20 protein-coding genes are annotated in these 22,421 nt (G+C 74.5%); 7 read left to right on the forward strand and 13 right to left on the reverse strand.

The features are described 5' to 3' along the window. Window positions 1–60 precede the first annotated feature (60 nt). From KGD84_RS08530 to KGD84_RS08545, 4 genes are all read left to right on the forward strand, one after another. Window positions 61–2,772, forward strand: coding sequence for a bifunctional acetate--CoA ligase family protein/GNAT family N-acetyltransferase (locus KGD84_RS08530; RefSeq protein WP_220559720.1), 2,712 nt, complete (start codon window positions 61–63; stop codon window positions 2,770–2,772). A 130-nt stretch (window positions 2,773–2,902) separates the two neighbouring features. Beyond that, window positions 2,903–3,475: a DUF5998 family protein gene (locus tag KGD84_RS08535; protein WP_220565625.1), complete on the forward strand. Its 573-nt coding sequence runs from the start codon at window positions 2,903–2,905 to the stop codon at window positions 3,473–3,475. A 289-nt stretch (window positions 3,476–3,764) separates the two neighbouring features. Further along, window positions 3,765–4,586: an enoyl-CoA hydratase-related protein gene (locus KGD84_RS08540; RefSeq protein WP_220559721.1), complete on the forward strand. Its 822-nt coding sequence runs from the start codon at window positions 3,765–3,767 to the stop codon at window positions 4,584–4,586. A 70-nt stretch (window positions 4,587–4,656) separates the two neighbouring features. Continuing rightward, complete coding sequence (locus tag KGD84_RS08545) at window positions 4,657–5,310, forward strand: MBL fold metallo-hydrolase (protein WP_220559722.1); 654 nt, start codon at window positions 4,657–4,659, stop codon at window positions 5,308–5,310. Between the two features lies 1 nt (window position 5,311). On the opposite strand, the gene KGD84_RS08550 is transcribed toward KGD84_RS08545, so the two are convergent. From KGD84_RS08550 to KGD84_RS08560, 3 genes are all read right to left on the reverse strand, one after another. Further along, on the reverse strand, window positions 5,312–7,345 hold the full coding sequence (locus tag KGD84_RS08550) for a CHAT domain-containing protein (protein ID WP_255646409.1): 2,034 nt from the start codon (window positions 7,343–7,345) through the stop codon (window positions 5,312–5,314). A gap of 325 nt (window positions 7,346–7,670) precedes the next feature. Continuing rightward, window positions 7,671–8,087: a hypothetical protein gene (locus KGD84_RS08555; RefSeq protein WP_220559723.1), complete on the reverse strand. Its 417-nt coding sequence runs from the start codon at window positions 8,085–8,087 to the stop codon at window positions 7,671–7,673. Then, complete coding sequence (locus KGD84_RS08560) at window positions 8,084–8,626, reverse strand: RNA polymerase sigma factor (RefSeq protein ID WP_255646410.1); 543 nt, start codon at window positions 8,624–8,626, stop codon at window positions 8,084–8,086. The genes KGD84_RS08555 and KGD84_RS08560 overlap by 4 nt, the downstream gene beginning before the upstream one ends. A gap of 281 nt (window positions 8,627–8,907) precedes the next feature. On the opposite strand from KGD84_RS08560, the gene KGD84_RS08565 reads away from it, so the two are divergent. Beyond that, window positions 8,908–9,402, forward strand: coding sequence for a DUF3145 domain-containing protein (locus tag KGD84_RS08565; protein WP_220559725.1), 495 nt, complete (start codon window positions 8,908–8,910; stop codon window positions 9,400–9,402). A 218-nt stretch (window positions 9,403–9,620) separates the two neighbouring features. Here the strand turns inward: KGD84_RS08565 and KGD84_RS08570 are convergent, their stop codons facing one another. The 4 genes from KGD84_RS08570 to KGD84_RS08585 all read right to left on the reverse strand — a co-directional run bounded on the left by KGD84_RS08570 (window position 9,621) and on the right by KGD84_RS08585 (window position 12,761). After that, window positions 9,621–10,028 (reverse strand): DUF1707 SHOCT-like domain-containing protein, encoded by a 408-nt coding sequence (locus KGD84_RS08570; RefSeq protein ID WP_220559726.1) that lies wholly within the window; start codon window positions 10,026–10,028, stop codon window positions 9,621–9,623. A 66-nt stretch (window positions 10,029–10,094) separates the two neighbouring features. Further along, window positions 10,095–10,931, reverse strand: a complete 837-nt coding sequence (locus KGD84_RS08575; protein WP_255646411.1) for a 3'(2'),5'-bisphosphate nucleotidase CysQ family protein — start codon at window positions 10,929–10,931, stop codon at window positions 10,095–10,097. Between the two features lie 8 nt (window positions 10,932–10,939). Continuing rightward, window positions 10,940–11,974, reverse strand: a complete 1,035-nt coding sequence (locus tag KGD84_RS08580; protein WP_220565628.1) for an ATP-grasp domain-containing protein — start codon at window positions 11,972–11,974, stop codon at window positions 10,940–10,942. A gap of 250 nt (window positions 11,975–12,224) precedes the next feature. Continuing rightward, window positions 12,225–12,761, reverse strand: a complete 537-nt coding sequence (locus tag KGD84_RS08585; RefSeq protein WP_220559727.1) for a YbhB/YbcL family Raf kinase inhibitor-like protein — start codon at window positions 12,759–12,761, stop codon at window positions 12,225–12,227. Window positions 12,762–12,936: 175 nt separating this feature from the next. Between KGD84_RS08585 and KGD84_RS08590 the strand changes: the two genes are divergently transcribed. Then, window positions 12,937–13,902, forward strand: coding sequence for an LLM class F420-dependent oxidoreductase (locus KGD84_RS08590; protein ID WP_220559728.1), 966 nt, complete (start codon window positions 12,937–12,939; stop codon window positions 13,900–13,902). Window positions 13,903–13,949: 47 nt separating this feature from the next. On the opposite strand, the gene KGD84_RS08595 is transcribed toward KGD84_RS08590, so the two are convergent. The 5 genes from KGD84_RS08595 to KGD84_RS08615 all read right to left on the reverse strand — a co-directional run bounded on the left by KGD84_RS08595 (window position 13,950) and on the right by KGD84_RS08615 (window position 21,276). Continuing rightward, a complete protein-coding gene (locus tag KGD84_RS08595; protein WP_220559729.1) occupies window positions 13,950–15,167 on the reverse strand; it encodes a PucR family transcriptional regulator in 1,218 nt (405 codons plus the stop codon). Window positions 15,168–15,401: 234 nt separating this feature from the next. Then, window positions 15,402–17,096, reverse strand: coding sequence for an aspartate-alanine antiporter (gene aspT, locus KGD84_RS08600; protein WP_220559730.1), 1,695 nt, complete (start codon window positions 17,094–17,096; stop codon window positions 15,402–15,404). Between the two features lie 150 nt (window positions 17,097–17,246). Then, window positions 17,247–18,869 (reverse strand): bifunctional aspartate transaminase/aspartate 4-decarboxylase, encoded by a 1,623-nt coding sequence (locus KGD84_RS08605; protein ID WP_220559731.1) that lies wholly within the window; start codon window positions 18,867–18,869, stop codon window positions 17,247–17,249. Between the two features lie 135 nt (window positions 18,870–19,004). Further along, entirely contained in the window at window positions 19,005–19,571 is a 567-nt protein-coding gene (locus tag KGD84_RS08610; RefSeq protein WP_220559732.1) for an SRPBCC domain-containing protein, read from the reverse strand. Between the two features lie 217 nt (window positions 19,572–19,788). Next, on the reverse strand, window positions 19,789–21,276 hold the full coding sequence (locus KGD84_RS08615) for an MFS transporter (RefSeq protein WP_220559733.1): 1,488 nt from the start codon (window positions 21,274–21,276) through the stop codon (window positions 19,789–19,791). Between the two features lie 201 nt (window positions 21,277–21,477). Here KGD84_RS08615 and KGD84_RS08620 point away from each other — a divergent pair, with 201 nt between their 5' ends. After that, window positions 21,478–22,062: a hypothetical protein gene (locus tag KGD84_RS08620; protein WP_255646412.1), complete on the forward strand. Its 585-nt coding sequence runs from the start codon at window positions 21,478–21,480 to the stop codon at window positions 22,060–22,062. On the opposite strand, the gene KGD84_RS08625 is transcribed toward KGD84_RS08620, so the two are convergent. Then, complete coding sequence (locus tag KGD84_RS08625; RefSeq protein ID WP_220559735.1) at window positions 22,056–22,385, reverse strand: GNAT family N-acetyltransferase; 330 nt, start codon at window positions 22,383–22,385, stop codon at window positions 22,056–22,058. The two genes, KGD84_RS08620 and KGD84_RS08625, sit on opposite strands and share 7 nt — an antisense overlap. Between the last annotated feature and the right edge of the window lie 36 nt (window positions 22,386–22,421).

Raw genomic sequence — 22,421 nt, forward strand, 5'->3', positions numbered from 1 at the left:
TTCGCGCCGACCGCATCGACTTTCCCCGGAATCGACCGATTGTCGTCTAGTCTCGCAGTCGTGCAGTCCTACCCGAACCACTGGGAAGCCGACGTCGTCCTCACCGACGGAGGCACCGCCCACCTGCGCCCCATCACCCCGGACGACGCCGACCTGCTGCGCGAGTTCCACGGCAGACTCTCCCCGGAGACGATCTACTACCGGTTCTTCGCGCCCTACCCCCGCCTCTCCGACCGCGACGTGAGACGTTTCACCACGGTCGACTACGAGGACCGGGTGGCCCTGGTCGCCACCATCTCCGACGCCCTCGTCGCGGTGGTGCGCTACGACAAGGTCGCCCCGGAGGAGGCCGAGGTCGCCTTCGTCGTGGAGGACGCCCACCAGGGGCGCGGGCTGGCCTCCGTCCTGCTGGAGCACATCGGCGCGGCCGCCCGCGAACGCGGCATCCGCCGGTTCATCGCCGACGTGCTCCCGGAGAACCGGCGGATGATCAACGTCTTCCGCGAGGCCGGGTACACCGCCCAGCAGACCTTCGACGAGGGGGTCATCCGGCTCACCCTCGACATCCAGCCCACCGACGACTCCACCGAGGTCATGCGGGCCCGCGAGCAGCGCGCCGAGTCGCGCTCCATCGCCCGGCTGCTGTTCCCGGAGTCCGTCGCGGTCATCGGCGCCAGCCGCACCGCCCACACCATCGGCCAGACCGCCCTGCGCAACCTCCTCGACAGCGAGTTCCAGGGCCCCGTCTACCCGGTCCACCCCGAGGCCAAGGCCGTCGTGGGCGTGCGCGCCTACCCCTCCGTCCTGGACATCCCCGACCAGGTGGACCTGGCCGTGGTCGCCGTGCGCGCCGAAGCGGTCGCGGACGTGGTGGAGCAGTGCGCCGAGAAGGGCGTGCACGGCCTGATCGTGGTCAGCTCCGGCTTCGGCGAGACCGGCCCCGAGGGGCGCGCCCGCCAGGACGAGCTGGTGCGCACCGCCCGCGCCGCCGGGATGCGCGTGGTCGGCCCCAACTGCCTGGGCGTCGCCAACACCGACCCCTCGGTGTCCCTCAACGCCACCCTGTCCCCCGACCTGCCCCGCAGCGGTCCCATCGGGTTCTTCTCCCAGTCCGGCGCCCTGGGCCGGGCCATCCTGCAGCGCGTCGCCGACCGGGGCATGGGCCTGTCCACGTTCGTCTCCGCGGGCAACCGCGCCGACGTGTCCGGCAACGACCTCATGCAGTACTGGCAGGAGGACCCCTCCACCGAGGTCGTCCTCCAGTACCTGGAGTCCCTGGGCAACCCGCGCAAGTTCACCCGCCTGGCCCGGCGCCTGGCCAAGCTGAAGCCGGTCGTGGCGGTGCGCAGCGGCGGGTCCGCGCAGACCACCCCCACGGGGCACGCGGCGGGCGGGCTGGCGCTGCCCGACTACGCCGTCACCTCGCTGTTCCAGCAGGCCGGCGTGGTCCGGGTCGACGACATCACGCAGATGTTCGACGCGGCCCAGGTGTTCGCCTACCAGCCCCTTCCCAAGGGCCCCCGGGTCGGCGTCATCGGCAACTCCGACTCCCTGGAGCTGCTGGTCAAGGACGCCGCGGTCCGCCAGGGCCTCAAGCCGCACGACCCCGTCAACCTGGGCCCGCAGGCCACCGCGGACGACTTCGACCGGGCCCTGGAGGCGGCGCTGGCCGACGACGAGGTCCACTCCGTCGTGGTCGTGTTCGTCCCCGCCCTGCACCCCATCTCCGACGACGTCGCCCGGGTGCTGCGGGCCCGCTCGCTGGGCTCGGACAAGCCCATCGTCACCACCTACCTGGCCCGCCAGGGCGTCCCCGAGGAGCTGCGCCACGTGGGCGAGCGCGGGGAGACCCTGCGCGGCTCGGTGCCCTCCTACCCCGCGCCCGAGGACGCCGTGCGCGCCCTGGCCTACGCCACCCGGTACACCCAGTGGCGCGACCGCAAGCCCGGCCGCCACCCCGAGCTGCCCGACATCGACGGCGCGCGGGCCCGCGCCACCATCACCCGGGCGCTCAAGAACGCCCCGGGGGAGGAGGTCTGGTTCGGCGGCGAGCGCCGCTACGACGAGGACACCGCGGTCTCCGCCGAGGACACCCGCGAACTCCTCTCCTGCTACGGCATCACCGCCTACCCCGACATCCCCGTGTCCTCCGCCGACGAGGCCGTGGTGGCCGCCGGGCGGCTGGGCTACCCCGTGGTGGTCAAGGCCGACTCGCCCGACCTGCGGGTGCGGGCCGGGGGCACCTTCGTCCGCGCCGACCTGCGCACCCCCGACGACGTGCGCAGCGCCTACCTGTCGCTGGCCGACCGGTTCGGCGCGGAGGCCGACCTGGTCGTGCAGCGCATGGTCGCCCCCGGGGTGCCCACCGTGGTGCGCGCGGGCGACAACCGGTCGTTCGGCTCGGTGGTCTCCTTCGGCCTGGCCGACGTCACCGCCGAACTCCTCGACGACCGGGCGTTCCGGCTGGCCCCGCTCACCGACATGGACGCCGCCGACCTCATCCACGCCGTGCGCGCCGCGCCGCTGCTGTTCGGGCTGCCCGCCGGGGCCACCTCCCTGGCCGAGCAGCCCAACGTGGAGGCGCTGGAGGAACTCCTCATCCGGGTCTCGCGCCTGGTGGAGGCGTTCCCCGAGATCGGCTACATCGACCTGGACCCGGTGCTGGTCAACGCCACCGGCGCGCACGTGCTCGGCGCCCGCATGTGGCTGCGCGAGGCCCCCGAGGTCCGGCCCGACGCCGGCCCCCGGCGGCTGCGCGGGGTGACGTTCTGATGCGGCGGCCCGCGCCCGGGTCCGGGCGAGGGGTGACGTCCTGATCAGGCACTGGGCATCCCGTTTCTCCCAGCGGTCGCGAAGTGCCGCGGTGAGGAGGCAGGATAGGGATATGAGGAAAACACGCGCCGTGTCCACGGACTGGCGGCTGGAGATCGAACGCAGCGGCTACTATCCCGCGCTGGTGATCGACGCCGTCGCCACGGCCCTGGGCGACGAGAGCGCCGAGGCGTTCGTCGTGCACCACGAGGCGACCTTCGACCCGGCGATGGAGATGCGGCGGCACATCACCGTCATGCTGCTCACCGCCACCCGGCTCGTGGTGTGCCACACCGACGAGCACCCGCCCACCGAGCCCGGCGGCACCTCGCACGCGTCCACCACCACCGACAGCATCCAGCTCGGCAACATCCAGTCGGTCGCCCTCACCAGGGTCGTGCCCAACCCCGCGCAGTACACGCCCGGGAGCATGCCCAGCGAGCTGGTCCTCAGCGTCAACCTCTCCGTCAACTGGGGCGCGGTCGCCCACATCGACCTGGAGCCGGCCTCCTGCGCCGACGAGAGCTGCGAGCTCGACCACGGCTACACCGGCGCCATCACCGCCGAGCCGCTCACCCTGCGGGTGAGCGAGGCGGCCGACGGGGCCGAGGCCGTCGCCACCATGCTGAACTTCGCGAACGCGCTGTCGGCGGCCACCCGCTGACACCGGGACCCTGCGGGGCCGGGGACCGCCGCGGTCCCCGGCCCCGCCGCGTTTCACGCGTTCGCCCCCCGGCCGTGACACGGACTTAACGAACACGGTTCACCCGGCCGTGGTGCCCCGGCGACCCGTCCGTCTAGGGTGGAACCGGATTCGTGCATTCCGCCACAAGAGAGGCGCGTCCGGTCACAAACCAGGCGTTTCCGTGCACGCCGTACCCCGACGGCGCGCCCGCTCTCACACACTCCCCGCACCCGCGGAGATGATGGACCCGGAGAAAGGTCGGTCTGCGATGACGCAGCACTCGTCCCCGACGCCCAAGGACGACACGCCCCTGGTACGCCTCGACGTGGACAGGGGAGTGGCCACGGTCACCCTCGACTCCCCCCGCAACCGCAACGCGCTGTCCGCGCGGCTGCGGTCGGAGCTCTCCAAGGCGCTGTCCGACGCCATGGCCGACGACGAGGTGCGCGCCGTCGTCCTCACCGGCACCGGGCCCGTGTTCTGCGCCGGGGCAGACCTCAAGGAGGTCGCCGCCGCGCTGGCCGGGGAACCCGTCGAGCCCGCCCCGGAGCTGCCGGAGGTCTTCGAGCAGATCATGGGAGCCCCCAAGCCCGTCATCGCCGTCCTCAACGGCGCCGCCCGCGCCGGCGGCATCGGCCTGGTCGCCGCCGCCGACATCGCCCTGGCCCCCAAGAGCGCCACCTTCGCGTTCACCGAGGTGCGCATCGGAGTGGTGCCCGCGATCATCTCCGTCCCCGTGTCCGCCCGGATGCACTCGCGCCAGCTCAGCCGCTACTTCCTCACCGGCGAGCTCTTCGACGCCTCCGCCGCCGCCAAGGCCGGGCTCATCACCCAGGCGGTGCCCGACCGCGACATGGCGCACGCCCTCGACGCCGTCCTCCAGGGCATCCGCGGCTCCGCGCCCAAGGCGCTCTCGCGCACCAAGGAGCTGCTCGGCGAACTCGGCGCCGGGGCGCTGGCCGCCCCCGAGCGGCGGGCCGAGGCGTTCGCCCGCATGGGGGAGCTGTCCGCCGAGTTCTTCGCCGGCGAGGACGCCGCCGAGGGCCGGCTGTCCTTCTTCGAGAAGCGCCCGCCGCGCTGGGCCAGGTGACCGTGGCCGGGCGCCCCTCCTTTCGGGGCGTCCGGTGCGTCCGCTCCTGCGCAGAGGTCACAATGGTCGGGTGAGCTACTCCGGAGATACCAGGGTCGGCGGCCCCGCCGACCTGCGACGACTACCGCATCTGACCATCACCAAGATCAGCGTCGGCCCCATGGAGAACAACGCCTACCTGTTGCGTTGCCGCTCCACCGGCGAGGCCGCCCTCATCGACGCCGCCGCCGAGCCCGACCGTATCCTCGAACTCATCGGCGCCGACGGCCTCGACCGGGTGATCACCACCCACCGCCACCAGGACCACTGGCAGGCCCTGGCCGAGGTGGTCGGGGAGACCGGCGCCCGCACCGTGGCCCACCCCGAGGACGGCGAGGAACTGCCCGTCTCCGTCGACGAGCCCGTCGTCCACGGCTCGCGGATCTCCGTGGGGGACTGCCACCTCACCGTCATCCACCTGCGCGGCCACACGCCCGGGTCGATCGCGCTGCGCTACGACGACCCCGAGGGGCACGTCCACCTGTTCACCGGCGACAGCCTCTTCCCGGGCGGGGTCGGCCGCACCTGGTCCGACGAGGACTTCCGAACCCTTCTCGGCGACGTCGAGGAGCGCGTGTTCGGGGTCCTGCCCGACGACACCTGGGTCTACCCCGGCCACGGGCGCGACACCACTCTGGGAGTGGAGCGCCCCCACCTGGACGAGTGGCGCGAACGGGGCTGGTGAGTCAGGCCCCCAGACACACGAAGCCGTGCCGCCCCAGGTGGGCGGCCACCGCCTCGGGCGGGGCGGCGCCCGCCGCCAGCGCCCGGTGGAAACCGGCCACGGCCCGTCCGGTCCCGGCATCGCGCACCGGGGCCGGGCTGGCCACCACGGCGCGCACCCCCGCCTCCAGCAGCGCCCCGGCGAAGCGCCCGGCTCCGCACGAGGTCAGCACCACCACCTTCGGAGGCGCCGCCGACACCAGGTCCAGGGCCAGCAGCGGACCGTCGGCCAGGGCGACCGACGACAGCAGCGGGGAGCGCTCGGCCACCCGGCCGTGCCCGGACAGGTGCACCAGGTCGCAGCCCGCGGCGCCCGCCGCCACCTCGCCGACCCGCACGGCCCGGTGCGCCCGGGAGTGGACCCTGCCCAGGTCGGCGACCTCGCGGACGGCGCCCCGCGGCGCCGGGCCCGCCGCCAGCAGCACCCGCCGCCACCGGGGGAGCGGACGCACCACCCGGTCCGCCCACGCCCGCGCCGACGGCACCACCGCGACGGGCCGGCCGCGCAGCCCGGGCAGCGCGCCCCACGGCGGGTGGCCCAGCCGCGGGTCGGCGGCGACCACCAGCGGCCGGTCGTCCACCAGCTCCAGCACGGGGGCCAGCGCCGCGCCGAACTCCCGCGCCACCCGCGCGGGCGGGCCCAGCGACCGGGCGTGCACCCGGCCCTCGACCACGACCAGCGCCACCACGTCGCCCACGACCACCAGGCGCACGAACGCCCGGCCGCCCAGCAGCCCGGCCAGCCGGGCGCCCACCGGAGCGCACTCCCGCGCGGCCGCACCCTGCGCGTACCGCGCCCGCTCCCACCGCCGCGCGTACACCAGGCAGTGCCGGTCCCGTCCGTTCGCCAGCGCCTCCCGGTACCGCTCGACCACCGGGTCGCACCGCCCCGCCGGCACCCGCGGCGCCGGGGGCACGGTGAACTCGGCCCACTCCAGCGCACCGCGCAGGTCGCCCCGCGCCAGCGACACCTCCACCCCGGCCCGCGCCACCTGCGGGTCCCCGAGCACACGGGGGTCCGCTTCGGCGGGCCCCGCGAAGGCGGCCCACGGGCCGCGGACCTCCTGCGACTCACGGGTCAGCCGCGAACCGGGGGCCGCCCGCCGCTCCCCGGCCCTGTGCACACCGCCGGCAGGCCGGTGACCGGCGGGTCCTCCCGGGGCCCGGGGCGCCCGCGGTTCCGGGGGCGACTGTTCGGTGCGGGCCGCCCGTGCGCCACCGGCCGTCCGCGGGGCCGGGGGCCACGGGGGGAGCTGCACGTCCACCGCCCGGTGCGCCGCGACCAGGCGGGGGACGGGCTCGGAGGCGCTCACCGGCCGCCGCAGTTCCAGTGCGGCGTGCGCCCGCTCCTGCGGCGACGCGGACGACCAGTCCAGCGGGGCCGCGCACACCCGTTCGGCCATCTCCTCCAGCCGCACGGCCAGGCGGTACCACAGCGACCCCGGGCCGTGGGTCTCCCGCACCCGGCGGGCCAGCTCCCGCGCACGGTGGCGGTCGCCGCGCAGCAGCCGCAGTTTGGCCTCCACCAGCAGGGTGACCGGCTGCGCCGACCGGCCGTGCGCCCACGGGCCGTCCGCCAGGGTGAGCGCGGCCTCCTCCAGGTGGCCCTCGGCCAGCAGGGCCTCCGCCAGGTCGGCGCACAGCGCCTCGCGCCGGTCGGTCGGCAGCCGGTGCGCCAGGCCCGTGAACGTGGCGATCGCCCCGGCGGCGTCGCCCCTGCGCAGTGCCAGACAGCCCAGGTTCTGCCGGGTGACCAGCTCCAACAGGTGCAGGTCCCGATCCAACGCCAGGGAACGGGCCTCCTCCAGGTGGTCCTCGGCCGCGCCGAACCCGCCGCACAGGATCCGGGCCAGTCCCAGGTTGGCGAGGAACCCGGGCAGGACGGGCGCGGCCTCCTCCGCCAACGGGTGCCGCCGCAGCCGGACGTGGGTGTCGTCGAGGATCTCCACGGTCCGGTCGAACAGCCCGCGCTCGGCCAGGGCGACACCGAGGACCACCCGTTGGAGGAGGAGACGGCCGGACCTTTCCACCCGACCGTCCCGGCCTGTTCGCCAACGGACGGAGGGGGTCGAGGAACGGGGTGCGGGACGGGACGGGGTCAAGGTCCGGCCGCCTTTCTCCGAGGGGGAGGAGCACCTCTAGGAATAGCAGCGGGTGACGGTCCGTGTGGAGATGGGAACGTGAAGTCACCTCGGAGTCGGCCGCCCAAAAGCGGACAAGGGGGTGCGAAGGCCGACGAGCGCGCGGGGGTTCCCGGCGGGATGCAATGGCAATTCGGAACCGCCCCTTCTGTGACCGTCCGGCCCCGTCTGCGGACGGCGGTCAGAGGGTGAACCACTCCGTGCTGAGCGGGGCCTCGGCGTCGCGGCGGAGGGTGAGCCGGATCGGCCCGCGGCGCAGGTCCGGCAGGGCGAACTCGCCGGTCTCCTCGACGGAGGCGACGTCCTCGCCGCCGCCCGGCCGGTGGGCCTCCAGCAGGGCGTACCCGAAGTCGCCCCGGACCGTCCCCGACAGGGTGCGGGAGGGGCCGCGGGCGTGCAGGGCCAGGTCGATGCGCACGTCCCCGAACTCGAAGGACAGCTCCCCGACGACCGGGTCGTCCACCGAGCGCACCTCCTCGGTGCGGGGGCCCCGCTCGGCCACGAGGACGGCGAGGTCCACGGCGTCCACGCTCCGGTCGAAGGCCGCCAGCGCGGCCTCCCGGCCCTCGAGGCCCTCCCGCTCCTCCCGGCTGCTCATATCTCGTCCTCCAGGGTGTTGCGCAGCCGGCGGACCATGCGGCGGCGCTCGTTGAACGCGGCCCGGCGGTCCTGCGGCGGCGGGGTGGAACCGGGTTCGAGGATGCGCAGCGCGGCCCGGCGCTCGGCGGGGTCGCGCAGGCGGTCGACCGCCCGGTGCAGCGCCTCGTCGCGCTCCTTGCGCAGGTACTCGGCCTCCGGGTCCGGGGCGTTCCCGTCGACGCGGGCGAACTCCTCCGGGTCGGTCGGGTACTGGCGGGCGTCGCGCCCGCGCTGGCGCAGGCACTTGTCGCGGGTGACCCGGGACAGCCAGGCGCGCAGGCGGTGCGGCTCGCGGAGCCGGGGCAGGTGCAGGTTGAGGGTCAGCCACACCGTCTGGACGACGTCCTCGCGGTCCGGCGCGGACAGCCCGAAGGAGCGGGCGATGCCGTTGACCATCGGCAGGTGGCGGTCGACGATGTCCCGCCAGGCCTCGCGGCTGCCGTTCGCGGCCCGGCGCACGAGTTCGGCGTCGTCAAGGCCGAGTCCGCTTGTGGCCAATGTCGGGGGGTGTTCGTGCCGCGGGTCGCTGGAAAGTACGGTTTCAGGGTCCTCGTGCGACTGGTCTGGCAAACGCGCCCCCACTATGATCGGATTCCCCCATAGCACCTTCGGGGCACACGTTACTCCGGAGGGGCGGGGGATACTGGGAGATCCCAGAAGATCGCTGGTCCTCAGGGTGCCCTTCGGGCACAATGGGGCAAAGGCATTCAGGCGGGTATGCAACCTTCTCGTGGTACGAGGGCGTCGGGGAAGCGCACTCGTTCGTATCAGGAGGTTCGGTGTCCGCACGTGGCGTCTTGTACGTCCACTCCGCGCCCGCGGCGCTGTGCCCACACGTCGAGTGGGCGGTCGCGGGTGTCGTAGGAGTGCCCGTGAAACTCGATTGGGTCGCCCAGCCGGCGGCACCCGGCAACCACCGCGCCGAGCTGAACTGGCAGGGGCGGCCGGGGACCGCGGGGCAGGTGGCCTCGGCGCTGAACACGTGGCAGCGCCTGCGGTTCGAGGTGACCGAGGAGGGGTCGCCCGGCTGCGACGGCGTGCGCTACAGCTACACGCCGTCCCTCGGTATGTTCACCGCGGTCACCAGCGCCGCCGGGGAGGTCCTGGTACCGGAGGGCAGGCTGCGCCTGGCCGTGGAGGAGGCCGCCGCCGGCGGCTCCGACCTGGCCTCGGCGATCGACCGCCTCACCGGCCGCGCCTGGGACGAGGAGCTGGAGCCGTTCCGCTACGCCGGAGACGGCGCCCCCGTCCGCTGGCTCCACGCCGTGGGCTGAGTCTCCACTGCCGCTGGGGTTCGTGAGGCGCCCGCTGGGGTTCTGGAGGCCCCGGAGGAGCGGTTCCCGGGGAGGCCTGTGGCCGCAGGCCGTCCGCTGAGGACCTTCCGCCACCCGACGGGCGGCGAGGAGCGCGACGCAGGGCCGAAGGCTCCCGCCCTCGGGGGCGCCGAACAAGGTGGCCGGGCTGTGGCCGCAGGCCGTCCGTCGAACCCGGCCTAGAGGGGCTCGCCCTCGTCGGGCCAGATGAGGGAGGCCAGCAGCACCGCCGCCCAGATCCCCAGGGGGACGAGCGGCCAGTACGGCACGGGTTCGCCGCCGATGAGGACCGCCGCGCCCCACACCCCCGTGAGGAGCACGGCGATGCCCAGCCACCACCGCCACTCGTCGGCGTGCTCCCACCGGGGCTCCTCCCGGGCGGACGGCACGAGCGGCGGCGGGGCGGGCGCGGGCAGGTCGGCGATGAGCCCGTCGAGCTCGCCGATCAGCACCGCGCTCAGTGCCGACTCCACCCGGCGCTCGTACTCGACCAGGTCCAGGCGGCCCTCCACGAACGCCGTGGTGAGCCGCTCGACGATCTGCTCGCGCTCGTCGTCGGAGGCGCGTGTGCGGTACCTGTTCTCCACTTCCCACCCCCCGGGGCGCGGTGCGGTGCCCACACGATACGCGTGACCCCCGGGACGGGGGAAGGGTCATCGGGCGGTGAGCCAGCGCGCGACCGTGCGGCAGGTCGCCGGGTCGGCCCCGCCGACCAGCCCGGTGTGCTCGTACCCTCCCCGGTAGGGGAAGGGCGTGCCGTCCAGCCGGGTGAGCAGGCCCCCGGTCTCGGCCAGGACCAGGCCGGGCGCGGCCACGTCCCAGTCGCGCACGGGCACGTCCTTGACGAACAGGTGGGCGGTCCCCTCGGCGATCAGGCACAGTTTCAGGGAGATGCTGCCGCTCTCCAGGTAGCCGCCGTACCCGAAGCGCTCGGCGACCCGGGCGGCGATGCCGCGCGGCTCGGGGGTGTTGTCGGTGAGCACCCCGTGCCCGGGCGGGACGGCCGGGTGGCGGGGCAGGGGGACGCCGTCGCGGCGGGCGCCCCGGCCGCGCACGGCGGTGTACAGGGTCCGGGACTCGGGGGCGTACACGGCGGCGACCTCGGGGCGGTCGCCGATGACCAGGGCGGCCTGGGTGACGTACCCGGGGAACCCGTGCGCGTAGCTGGCGGTCCCGTCGACGGGGTCGATCAGCCAGTACCGGGGCGGCCGCTCCCGGGCCAGGGAGCCGGGGTCCTCCTCGCTGACCACGGGGATGTCCGGGTCGATCGCGGTGAGCCGGTCCGACAGCGCCCGGTGCGCCCGGGCGTCGGCCCCGGCCTTGAACTGGTCCCCCTCCCACACGCCCCGCAGGGCCTCGGCGTCCCCGCGCCATTCGCGCAGCAGGGCGCCGACCTCGGTGACCGCTCCGGCCACCGCCTCCGCCAGCGGGTGCGCGCTCCCGGGACCCTCCGCGGCCCCGTCGGCCGTTCCGCTCAACAGCTCGCTCACGGGTCCGCTCACCGCCCCGCGAGCGGGGTCGCCGGGGCCAGGGCGGGGTCCCGGACCGGGACGCCGACGGTCGCGGGCGCCGGGCTGATGCCGTGCGAGGTGAACTGCTCCTCGTCGATGAAGTCGTCGGTCCAGTGCCGCACCATGGCCACCCCCTCGCGCCAGTCGTCGGCGAGCCGCGGGCCGCTCCCCACGGCCTGGCCCACCAGCCCGGCGATCTCGTCGACCCCGGCGGCGGTGGTGAGGGCGGAGGTGGAGGAGAAGCGCGGGTTGATCTCGAACACCCGGGGCGCGCCGTCCCCGTCCAGGCTCAGCTGGACGTTGAAGGGGCCGTCGGCCCGCAGGGACTCCTGGACCGCCCGGCAGGTCTCGATGACCGCCTCGTTGCGGCGGGTCACCGCGTACTTGGTGACGCCCTGCTTGAGGACGACCTCCTTGGGGACGACGGCCTGCACGCCGCCGTCGCGCCAGACCACCACGGACACGGTGTACTCGGGCCCGGTGATCCGCTCCTGGACGATGAGCTCGTCGGCGGGCAGGCCGCTCTCGGCCACGACCCGGGCCAGGTCGCCGACGGAGTCGACGAACCGCACCCCGCGGCTGCCCCGGCCGCTGCGCGGCTTGACCACCAGGCCCCGTGCGGCGTCGAAGGTGTCGGTGGGCCACTCGGAGGCGAGCCGGGTGCGGGGGACGCCGATCCCGGCGGCGTCGAGTTCGCGCATGAGCCGGTACTTGTCCAGGCAGGTGGCGACGAACCCGGGCAGCGGCAGCAGCACGGCGACGCCGTCCTCGGCCAGGCCGCCGACGTGCAGCAGCTCCTCGTCGACCAGGGGGACGACCGCGGCGGCGCCCTCCTCGGCGCACAGCGCGCGCATGCGGGGCAGGAAGGCCTCGCTGTCGCCCGGGGGGACGAGGTGGCCGCGGTCGGCGAGGTACAGGCCCGGTGCGGCCGGGTCGACGTCGGTGGCGACCACGCGGTAGCCCCGCGACCGCAGGTGGAGGATGGTGCCGGGGGTGGGCGCCGACCCCGCCGTCGTCACCACGATGGTCGGTTTCCTCGAAGACTTCTCTGGCACCGGACGAATCCTTCCAAGCCGTGTCGGGCGGATCGCGGGGGATGGACCGAGAGTAGTCCGCGGCGGGCGCGATGGCCCGTCATTGGCCGGTTCCGGCTCGGCGGTGAACCGCGGGAGCCCCTCGCGCGTGTATCCATCGGCCCCCGGGAGGAAGAGGGCCGAGGGCGGGTGCTCTCTGGGGAGAGGACACCCGCCCTCGACACGCCGTCCGACCGTCCTACCTCTGTTCGTAGACGGGGGTGACGACCGCGCGCCCGATGGAGTGCGAGAACAGGTTGAACCCGAGGAACGCGGGGCTGGCGGAGGCGTCCACGGACAGTTCGGGGACGTCCACGGCGTGCACCACGAAGAAGTACCGGTGCGGTCCGTGCCCGGCCGGCGGGGCAGCGCCGATGTAGCGGTGGGACCCGGCGTCGTTGCGCAGGGTCACGGCCCCGGCGGGCAGGGCGCCGGACTCGCCGGACCCGGCCCCGGCGGGCAGCCCGGTGACGTCGGCGGGGATGTTCGCCACCGCCCAGTGCCAGAACCCGCTCGCGGTGGGGGCGTCGGGGTCGAAGCAGGTCACGGCGAAGCTCCGCGTCCCCTCGGGGGCGCCGCTCCAGGACAGCTGCGGCGAGACGTCCTCGCCGCCCGCGCCCATGATCCCGCTGACCTGGGCTCGGGGCAGGGCGCGCCCGTCGGCGACGTCGGCGCTGGTCACGGTGAACGACGCGACCGGGGGCAGGAAGTCGTAGGGGGAGGGTGGCACGGCCACGGTGAGGGGCCTCCTTCGTTCGTTGCTGTTTCTCGGGCCCTACGAACATACGCTGGTGCGCGACCGCGCGTCCCGGCTCCCGGCCGCCGTGTCGCGGGGCCGCCCGAAGACGGCAGACCGACCGGGCGGTATGGTCGGGGGTCACCGGCACGGACGACACCGACAGGGAGCCACCATGACCAGTCGCTGGGGCATGACCGTTCCGCTCGAAGGGATCCCGCTCCCCGACCAGAGGGCGGTCATCGAGCGGATGCCCGACCAGGGCTACACCGACCTGTGGTCGGCCGAGGCGGGCTCGACCGACGCGTTCACCCCCCTGGCCCTGGCCTCGGTCTGGGCCCCCGACCTGCGCCTGGGCACCGCCATCGTGCCCGCCTACACGCGCGGCCCGGCGACCCTGGCGATGAGCGCCGCGACGCTGGCCGCGGCCGCGCCCGGCCGGTTCGCCCTGGGGCTGGGCACCTCCTCCAACATCATCGTCGAGCGCTGGAACGCCGTCCCCTTCACCGAGCCCTACAAGAAGGTCCGCGACACCGTCCGCTTCCTGCGCGAGGCGTTCACCGGTGCCCGGGTCAAGGCCGACTACGACACGTTCTCCGTCCAGGGCTTCACCCTGGGGGCGGTGCCGCCGCAGGCCCCGCCGATCCTGGTGGCGGCGCTGCGCCCGGGCATGCTGCGGCTGGCCGGACGCGAGGCCGACGGCGCCATCATCAACTGGCTGTCCGCCGAGGACGTGCGCACCGTGGTCCCCTACGTGCACGAACAGGGCGAGGGCAAGGAGATCGTCGCCCGGATCTTCGTCATCCCCGAAGCGGACCCGGACACCGCCCGGGGCATCGGCCGCCGGGCGATCGCGGCCTACCTCAACGTCCCGGTCTACCGGGCGTTCCACGAGTGGCTGGGCCGCGAGGAGCTGGCCCCGATGTGGAAGGCCTGGGAGGAGGGCGATCGCAAGGGCGCGCTGGCCGCCATCCCCGACGCGGTGGTGGACGAGCTGATCGTGCACGGGCCGGCCGGGTACTGCCGCGAGCGCGTCGCCGCCTACGTCGAGAACGGGGTGACCACCCCGGCCCTGGCCCCGATCCTGCCGCCGGGGGCCGACCCGGCCCGGGCGGTGCGGGCCCTGGCCCCGCGGGACTGACCCCGCGGGGACCGGCCCCGTTCGGCCCGGGACCCTCCGAGCGGCCCTCAGGGCCCTTCGACGGTCCCGGGCAGCCGGCGGGCGCGCAGCACGAGTTCGAGCTCGAACCGCTCGCCGGGGTCGCGCAGCCGCGCACCGAACAGCTCCTCCAGCCGCCGCATCCGGTACCGCACGGTCTGCGGGTGGATGTGCAGCCGCTCGGCGGCCTCGTTGGCGTTGGACCCGGCCTCCAGCCAGGCCAGCAGGGTCTGGGCCATCCGCTCCCGCTGGTGCGGGCGCAGCTCGGCCAGCGGTGCCAGCCGGGACCGGGCCATCGCCGACAGCAGGGCGGGGTCGCGGGACAGCAGCAGCGCCAGCAGGTGGTCGTCCCAGCGCACCAGCCCCTCCCCGGGGACCGCGCCCGAACGCACGAGCTCGGCCAGTTCCCGGGCCCGCTCCAGCGACTCCGGGACGCGTTCCAGCGGCACGCTCGGCCCCAGCACCGCACAGGAGCCCCGCAGCGACCGCTCCAGGGCCCGCAGCCTGCCGGGGCCCTCGGGGTCGGGCACCAGGGCGCAGGGCTCGGGGCGCTCCAGGTCCACCAGGGCGTCGGGCGGCAGCGACGGGGGCAGGGCGTCGGGCCGGGCGGCCCCCTCGCCCGCGGGCCCGGGGTGGAGCAGCACCACGGCGGCGCGCTCGGGCGTGCGCCAGTGGGCGCCGCGGGCCAGTGCCGCGACCGCCGCCGGATCCCGGCCGACCCCGGCCAGCAGGGCCTCCAGGAACCGGGTGCGGCGGTGCCGGGAGGCGTCGGCGCCCGCGGCGCTCACCCGGGCGTGCCCCTGGGCAGCGGCCTCGCCGAGCTCCTCCTCGAAGAGCAGGACGGCCTCGCCCAGCGGCCCCAGCAGGTCGCGGGACAGGGTGTCGTCGTCGGACAGGACGCGCCAGACGGCGGCGGCGATGACGCGCATCCCGGCGTGCAGGCGCTCCAGGCCGCGTCCGTGCCCGGCCTCGTGGGCGCCGAACGCCCGGAAGCGCGCGAGCAGCGCCTCGTCGGGGCCGCGGCCGGTCCCCAGCCGCTCCATGAACCCCTTCACCCCGATGTCGAGCAGGCGGCGCGCCCCCGCCTTCGCGTCCGGCGCCACCAGGGCCTCGCCGAGCCTGTGGTGGATGCCGGCGAGCGCCTCCTCCACCAGTACCGGTGCGAGGGAGCGCATGCGGGCGCCCACCTCCGGGGGGATGTCGGAGAACGGGTCCGTGCGGCCGCTCTCCCGCGGGGGACGGGTCATGTCTCCTCCGGCGCGGACGCACGGCGGAGCCGTCCGTGGCACGCCCGCGCGTGCTCCGTGCGCCAGAATCGGGGTGCGCCCCGCCGAGGGTGACGGGGGACACATCCATACCACCAGAGCCGCGTTCCGGGGACAAGCCCGGCCCCCCGGTAACGCGGTCCCGGACGGTACCGGACACGCGAGGGGCCCGTCGCCGGTCCGGCCGGCGGCGGGCCCCTCGCGTGTCCCGCGGTGCTAGACCACCGCTCCTGCCAGGGCCACGATGATCGGCCCGGTCAACGGCAGCAGGATGTTGGAGATGGCGTAGGTGATCGTGTACGCGATCACCGGCACCGTGTTCCCGGCCGTCGACACCACCTGGCTGATCGCCGGGGTGCTGCACTGCTGTCCGGCCACCGCGCCGATCAGCAGCGGCGGCTCGATCCTCATCAGCCTGCGGCCCACGAACAGCGAGATCGACGCCGGGATCAGCGTGGTCAGCACCGCCGCCACCGGCAGCATCACCCCGTAGTGCTGCACCAGCTGCCAGGCCGAGGGGCCCGCGGACATGCCCACCGCCGCGATGAAGGTGGCCAGCCCCAGGTCCTTCATCGTCCCGGCGGCCGCCGGGTGCAGCGAGCCGAAGGTGGGTCGCCGGGCCCGCAGGTAGCCGAACACCAGCCCGGACAGCAGCGCCCCGCCGCCGGTGCCCAGGGTGAGGTCGGCGCCCCCGATCGGGATGACGATCTGGCCGACCAGGATGCCCAGCACCAGGCCCAGGCCCAGGTAGACGAAGTCGGTGGTCTTCTGGGAGACCACCGGGTACCCGAGCTTCTTCTCGACCGCTCGCACATCGGCGGGCGCCCCCACGACGGTGAGCACGTCGCCGGTGTGCAGCCGGGTCTTGGGCAGCGCCGGGATCTCCTGCTCGGTGCGGGTGAGCCTGCGGATGAACACGGCCTCGCGCAGGTCGGCGCCGAGCACCTCGCCCAGCGACTCCAGCGGCAGGTGGTCTGTGCCGCGGTGGGTGAGCACCACGTCCAGGCTCTGGAGGACGGTGTCGGGCTCCTCGGCCTGCTCGGGGCCGATGACCGACTCGGCGCCCACCAGCGCCGCCCGGCGGCCCACCAGCACCAGCAGGTCGCCGGTGCGCACCCGGAACCCCGGGTCGGGGCGTTTGACGGTCTGGTCGCCGCGGCGCACCTCCTCGACGGTCGAATGGCCGTTGAGGGAGGCGTGGATGTTGTCCACGCTGCGCCCGTCGGACTGCTCGACCCGGTAGGCGCGGCCCACCAGGTCCGGCAGCGCCGGGGTCTCCCCGTCGGCCCGCTCCCGGCCGCCGCTCATCTTCTGCCACAGCTTCGCCGACTCCTCGCGCAGGTCGAACCGCATGATGCGGGGCGCGATCTGGCTGGTCAGCAGCACGATGGTGATGAGACCGCACAGGTAGCTGACGGTGTAGGCGGTGGCGACGTTGTTCTGGAGCTCCGTGGTCTCGTCGGCGGACAGGCCCAGGCGGCCGATCGCCTCGCTCGCCGTGCCCAGCGCCGCCGACTCGGTGGCGCCGCCCGCCATCAGCCCGGCGGCGGTGCCCTGGTCCAGTCCCAGCAGCACCGTGAACACCAGGACCACCCCGATCACCGAGACCACCTCGATGATCGGGAAGCCCAGGTAGCGCAGTCCCTTGCGGTTGAGGTTGGCGAAGAACTGGGGCCCGCTGCTGAACCCCAGGGCGAAGATGAACAGCGCGAACGCGAGGTTCTTGACCCCGTCGTCGAGCTGGGCTCCGGTCAGGTAGCCGATGACCAGCGCCACCAGCAGGGTGCCGCACACCCCGCCCAACCGGATCGGTCCGAACGGCACCTTGCCGAACGCGTACCCCAGCGCCAGCGCGGTGAACAGCGCGATCTCCGGGGTGTTCTGGAACAGGTCGGTGATCCAACCGCCCACGGCGGCCTCCTCACGACTCGGGGCGGCCCAGGCCGTGTCCTTCGAATGTCCGTTCCGCACCGGCCCGCCCGCCGCCCGCCATCACCTCGGCGGACGGTCCGGCGGCCGCGCCGCCGCCGGGCGGCACGGGAGGACACTCGAGAACAGGTCCTAGGCGCCGTGGGACGAAGTGAAGCGGCGGTGGTACTCCTCCCCGATCTCCCGCAGGGCCCGGCCGATCCGGGTGTAGGCGTCGTGGTCGAGGTTGGCCAGGCTGACCCGGACCGACCAGGCCGGTCCGTCGAAGCCGCCGCCGTTGAGCAGGACCACCCCGTCCTCCTCGGACAGGCGCAGCACCGGGTCCACGGGCTCGTAGTTCTCCCTCATCCAGGCCGCGAACTCCGAGCCCCAGTGCTGCTCGGCCCAGTACAGGAGGTCGAGCTCGACGTAGTAGCCGGCCCGCAGCGGGTTGTCGGGGAACTCCACGCCCAGGCTCTCCGACAGCGCGGCCAGCCTGCGGCGCAGCACCTCGTTGACGGGCCCGTGGTACTCCTCCGGCGCGTGGGTGAGGGCGAACAGCGCGAACAGGGCCATCTGCACCTGCTGGGGCGTGGACAGCCCGGCCGTGTGGTTGAGCGCCACCGAGCGGCTGTCGGCGACCATCCGGTCGATGAACTTCATCGACGCCGGGTCCAGGGTGAGGGAGGCGTAGCGGCGCCGGTGCGCCTCGGCGTCCTCCCCGCTCATCCGGGCGATCTGCGCGTCCACGGTGTTGTCCGGCTGGAGCGCGATGACCCCCAGCCGCCAGCCGGTCGCACCGAAGTACTTGGAGAACGAGTACACGCCGATGGTGTTGCGCGGGCACACCTCCATCAGAGAGGTGAAGCCCTCCACGAACGTGCCGTAGACGTCGTCGGTGACGATGACCAGGTCCGGGTTGCGGTTCTCCACGATGTCGCGGATGCGGTCCAGGGCCCGCTCCGACAGGGCCACCGACGGCGGGTTGCTGGGGTTGACCAGGCAGACCATGCGGACCGAGGGGTCGGCGAGCTTGTCCAGTTCGGCGTCGTCGTAGTCCCAGGTGTGGAAGCCGTCCGCGGTCCCGCGCGAGGCGCTGACCTCGACGACGTCGAAGCCGTACCGGTCCAGGTGCGGGATCTCCAGGTAGGGCGTGAAGATCGGGGTCATCAGCGCGATCCGGTCGCCCGCCCGCAGCACCCGGTTCACCTGGAGCGAGTCGAAGACGTAGCACATGGCGGCGGTGCCGCCCTCGACCGCGAACAGGTCGTAGGGGGCCTCGGGCTGCCGGCCGCCCATGGCGTGCACCAGGTACTCGTGCACGGACTTCGCGACGAACGGCAGGATGCGGTCGGGCACCGGGTAGTTGTCACCGATGATGCCGTCGACGAGTTCGTGCAGGACGGCGTCGGAGCGGTCGTGCGTCACCCGGTTGAGGATCCGCCGCAGCAGGTCGGCGCCGGGCTCCCCGGCGTTCTGGTCGAGGAACACCGAGAAGCGCTCGGTGATGCCCTCCCGTCGGGGCATGCCGGCGACGGCGGGCCACTCGTTCCAGGCGGCGCGGCTCTCCAGGACGGCGAACCGGCCCAGGAGGAAGAACGCCTCCCGCGGCGGCGCGGCGGTCCAGTTGGGGTTGCCCCGGCCGGCGTTGAGCATGGCGTGCGCGGTCTTGCGCTGCTCCGCCTCGGCCAGGTCGATGAGGTGCCCCTTGAGCTCGAAGGGGCTGAGCCCCTCCAGACGGCGCTGGGATGCGCGGTCGTCCTCCAGGTGGGTCATTCCGGTTCCCCCGATGGTCGTCACTCGAAGTGAGTGCGCAGTTGCCATGCGTGCGCCATCAGGGCGTGCCCGGCCCGGGGTCAAGGAGAACCGAGCCTCCCGCCATGCTTTGGCCGGGAGAGCGGGGGTGCCGGGTCAGCCGAACAGGAGGTAGCCCAGCAGCATGCCGCCCGCCACCACCACCAGGGCGGCCGCCGACCACAGCCGCTGGACCCCGGCCCCGCCCCGCTCCGGGGCGGCCGGGGCGGCGTCCGTGCCGGATCCGGGCGCGCGCTCGTCCAGGCGGCGGGCGCAGCGCTCCATGAGCCCGCCCGCGACCTCGGTGAGCACGGGCTCGGTCCAGCGGGTCAGCCCTCCGGCCAGCTCCAGGTCGGTGGTCACGGACACGACGGTGTCCTCCCCGCGTTCGCGCAGGCCGGCGGTGATGAGGGCCGAGCCGGTCCCCTCGCCGCGCCGGGACCGGCCGGTCGCCTCGACGACGATGCGGCGCGCGCCCTCGTCCTTCTCCACCAGGCGGGCGGTGCCGTGGCAGGCGACCACGGCGGGGCCGACCTTGATGCGCGCCTCGGCCAGGTGCGTGTCGCCGTCGGTTCCCACCAGGCGTACCCCGGGAACGCAGGGGACGAGGGACTCCACGTCGGTGAGCAGTTCCCAGGACCGCTCGACGGGCGCGTGGACGACGAATTCGTTGTTGATCCTCATGGGGGTGCTCTCTGTTCGGGCCCTGGGGGAGGAGGGGACCCGGCGGGCCGTGTCCCGGGTCCGGTGCGGCGGCAGGTCCTGCGCCCTGGGGCGGTGTCGCCGATGATACGGGCCGCGCCGACCGGGGGTTCCCGCGCGCCGGAACAGGGTCCGCCTTCCGGAGGGACCGCCCGCCCGGGCGGCGGACGCCCCGCGGCCGCCGGTTCCGGGCCCGGTGTCAGGTCCCGGTGGACTCCCGGGGCCGGCGGTCCCGGTCGGCCGGGCCGGGGGCCGGGGCCTCCCCGGGTTCCGCGGCGGGTTCCCGGCCGGGGTCCGCCCCGCGCCCTCGCACCGGGATGAACAGCCCGACGACGGTGCCCGCGGCGCAGGCCGCCACCCCCGCCCACAGCGCGGCGTCCATGCCCGCGCCCGACGGGTAGGGCACGCCGTCCACGGTGACCGTCAGCGAGGCGAACAGCAGGGCGAGCACCGCGCTGGCCGAGGAGGTGCCCAGGGAGCGGACCAGGGAGTTGATCCCGTTGGCGGAGGCGGTCGCGTCGCGGGGCACCGCGCCCATGATGAGGACGGGCATGGCCGCGAAGGAGACGGCCGTGCCCACGCTGACCAGGGTGCTCCCCAGGACCGCGTTGGCCAGGGAGCCGGGGGCCAGGACCCGGCCCAGGTAGGTCAGCCCCATGACGGCCAGCCCGAACAGCAGGGTCGGCTTGCCTCCCCAGCGGTCGAGCATGCGGCCGGCCACGGGGGAGAACACCAGCATCATCAGCCCGCTCGGCACCATGAGGAGCCCCGCGGTGACCACCGGCAGTGCCAGGCCGTACCCGGTCTCCGCCGGGACCTGGAGCTCCTGGGTGAGGACGAGGCCGTTGAGGAACATCGCGAACCCGGTGAAGTACGACGCGACGTTGGTCAGCAGCACCGGCGGCAGCACCGCCGTGCGCAGGTCGACCATGGGGGCGCGGGTCCTGAGCTGGAGCGGGATCCACAGGGCCAGGAACAGCAGCGACACCCCGGTCAGGACGAGCACGCGCGGTCCGCCCCAGCCCCAGGCGGCGCCCTTGGACAGCACCAGGAGCAGGCCGACCAGGACGACGGACAGCACCAGGGCGCCCAGGACGTCGAAACGGCCCGGGGAGCGCTGCGGCGACTCGGCGACCGCCAGCCGGATGAGCACGGTGAGCACGGCGCCGACGGCCGCGGTGGACCAGAACAGGGACGTCCATCCGAACGCGCCGTAGAGCACCCCCGACAGCGGGAGCCCCAGCGCGCCCCCGATGCCCAGGGTCGCGCTCATCAGGGCGATGCCCCCGGCCAGCCTCTCCCGGGGCAGCTGGTCGCGCATGATGCTGATGCCCACCGGGATCAGGGCGGTCCCGAACCCCTGCATGGCGCGCCCCACCAGGAGCGGCAAGAAGCCCCCGCCGACGGCGGCGATGAGGGACCCGGCCGTCATCACCGCGAGCGAGACCAGCAGCATGCGGCGCTTGCCGTACATGTCGGCCATGCGGGCGACGATCGGGGTGGCCACGGCGCCGGTCAGCAGGGTGGCGGTGACCAGCCAGGAGGCGTCGTCGGCGGAGACGCCCAGGATCCGGGGCAGGTCGGGGAGCAGCGGTATGACCAGGGTCTGCTGGAGGGAGACGATCATGCCGCAGAGGGTGAGGACACCGGTGGTGAGCCGGACGGGCATCCGCGGTGCGGACGACATGGGGCCTCCGGGGAGGGGGGTGAACAGGCGTTCACCGCCAGGGTAAACACCGTTCAACCCGATGGACACCCCGGCGGTCGAACGTGGCGCGGATCACCCGGACCCCCCGCGGAATCGCGTACGCGCTGATACGTCGCACGCTGTACGCCGTGTCGCCGCCCCCCGCGGATACTGGCCGCACGGGCGAGGAGCGGAGGGGCCATGGACACGGCGGGGACCACGGAGAAGGCGCGGCCGGGCGGACGGGAGCGGTCGCGGCGGGCGCCGCGGCGGCGCGCGGGCAGGCTCGGGCCCCGCACTCGCAAGGCCGTCCTCATCGTCCACATCGCCGCCTCGGGCGCGTGGCTCGGGCTCGACCTGGTCCTGGGGATCCTGGTGGCCACCGCGCTGCTGGGCGGCGACGGGGCGGCCCTGGCGGTGGCGGTGGCGGCGTTCGCCACCTGGCCCATGGTCGCGGTCGGCGTCCTCACCCTGGCCAGCGGTGTGGTGCTGGGCCTGGGGAGCAGGTACGGACTCGTGCGCTACAGATGGGTGCTGGTCAAGCTGGTGCTCAACGTGGTCCTGGTGTTCCTGGTGGTCGTCGCGCTCTCCCCGCAGGTCGGGGCGCTGGCCGGGGAGGGGCGGGCGGCGCTGGCCTCCGGAGGCGACCTGGCCTTCGACCCCGGGATGCTCTTCCCGCCGGTGGTCTCCTCCACGGCGGTCGCGTTCGCCATCGCGATCTCGGTCGTCAAGCCCTGGGGGCGGACCCTCCGCGGCCGGACGGCGGCCGGGGGTCCGGCTCACTGAGGCAGGGCGCGCACGAGCTCCAGGTCGTCGGGCGTCACCTCGAGCAGGGCGTCGTCGAATTCGTGGTGGCGCTCGACGTACCTGGCGACGTAGGGGCAGACGGGCACGATGCCCAGGCCCAGGGAGCGGGTCTCCGCCAGGGCCTCGGCGACCAGCGTGCCGGCCAGACCGCGCCCGGAGAAGCGCTCGTCGATCTCGGTGTGGAAGAAGACGCGCCGCCGGTCGTCGGCGTCCACGAACTTCGTGAACCCCACGACCTCCCCGTCGACGCTGATCGTGTACCGGTCCGCTGCTTCGGCCACAGTGGCCCTGCCGTCCGCCATGGGCCCATCATGCCCCCGCCCGGCCCCCTTGTGCCG

It is taken from the genome of Nocardiopsis changdeensis, from assembly GCF_018316655.1.
GTDB lineage: Bacteria > Actinomycetota > Actinomycetes > Streptosporangiales > Streptosporangiaceae > Nocardiopsis > Nocardiopsis changdeensis.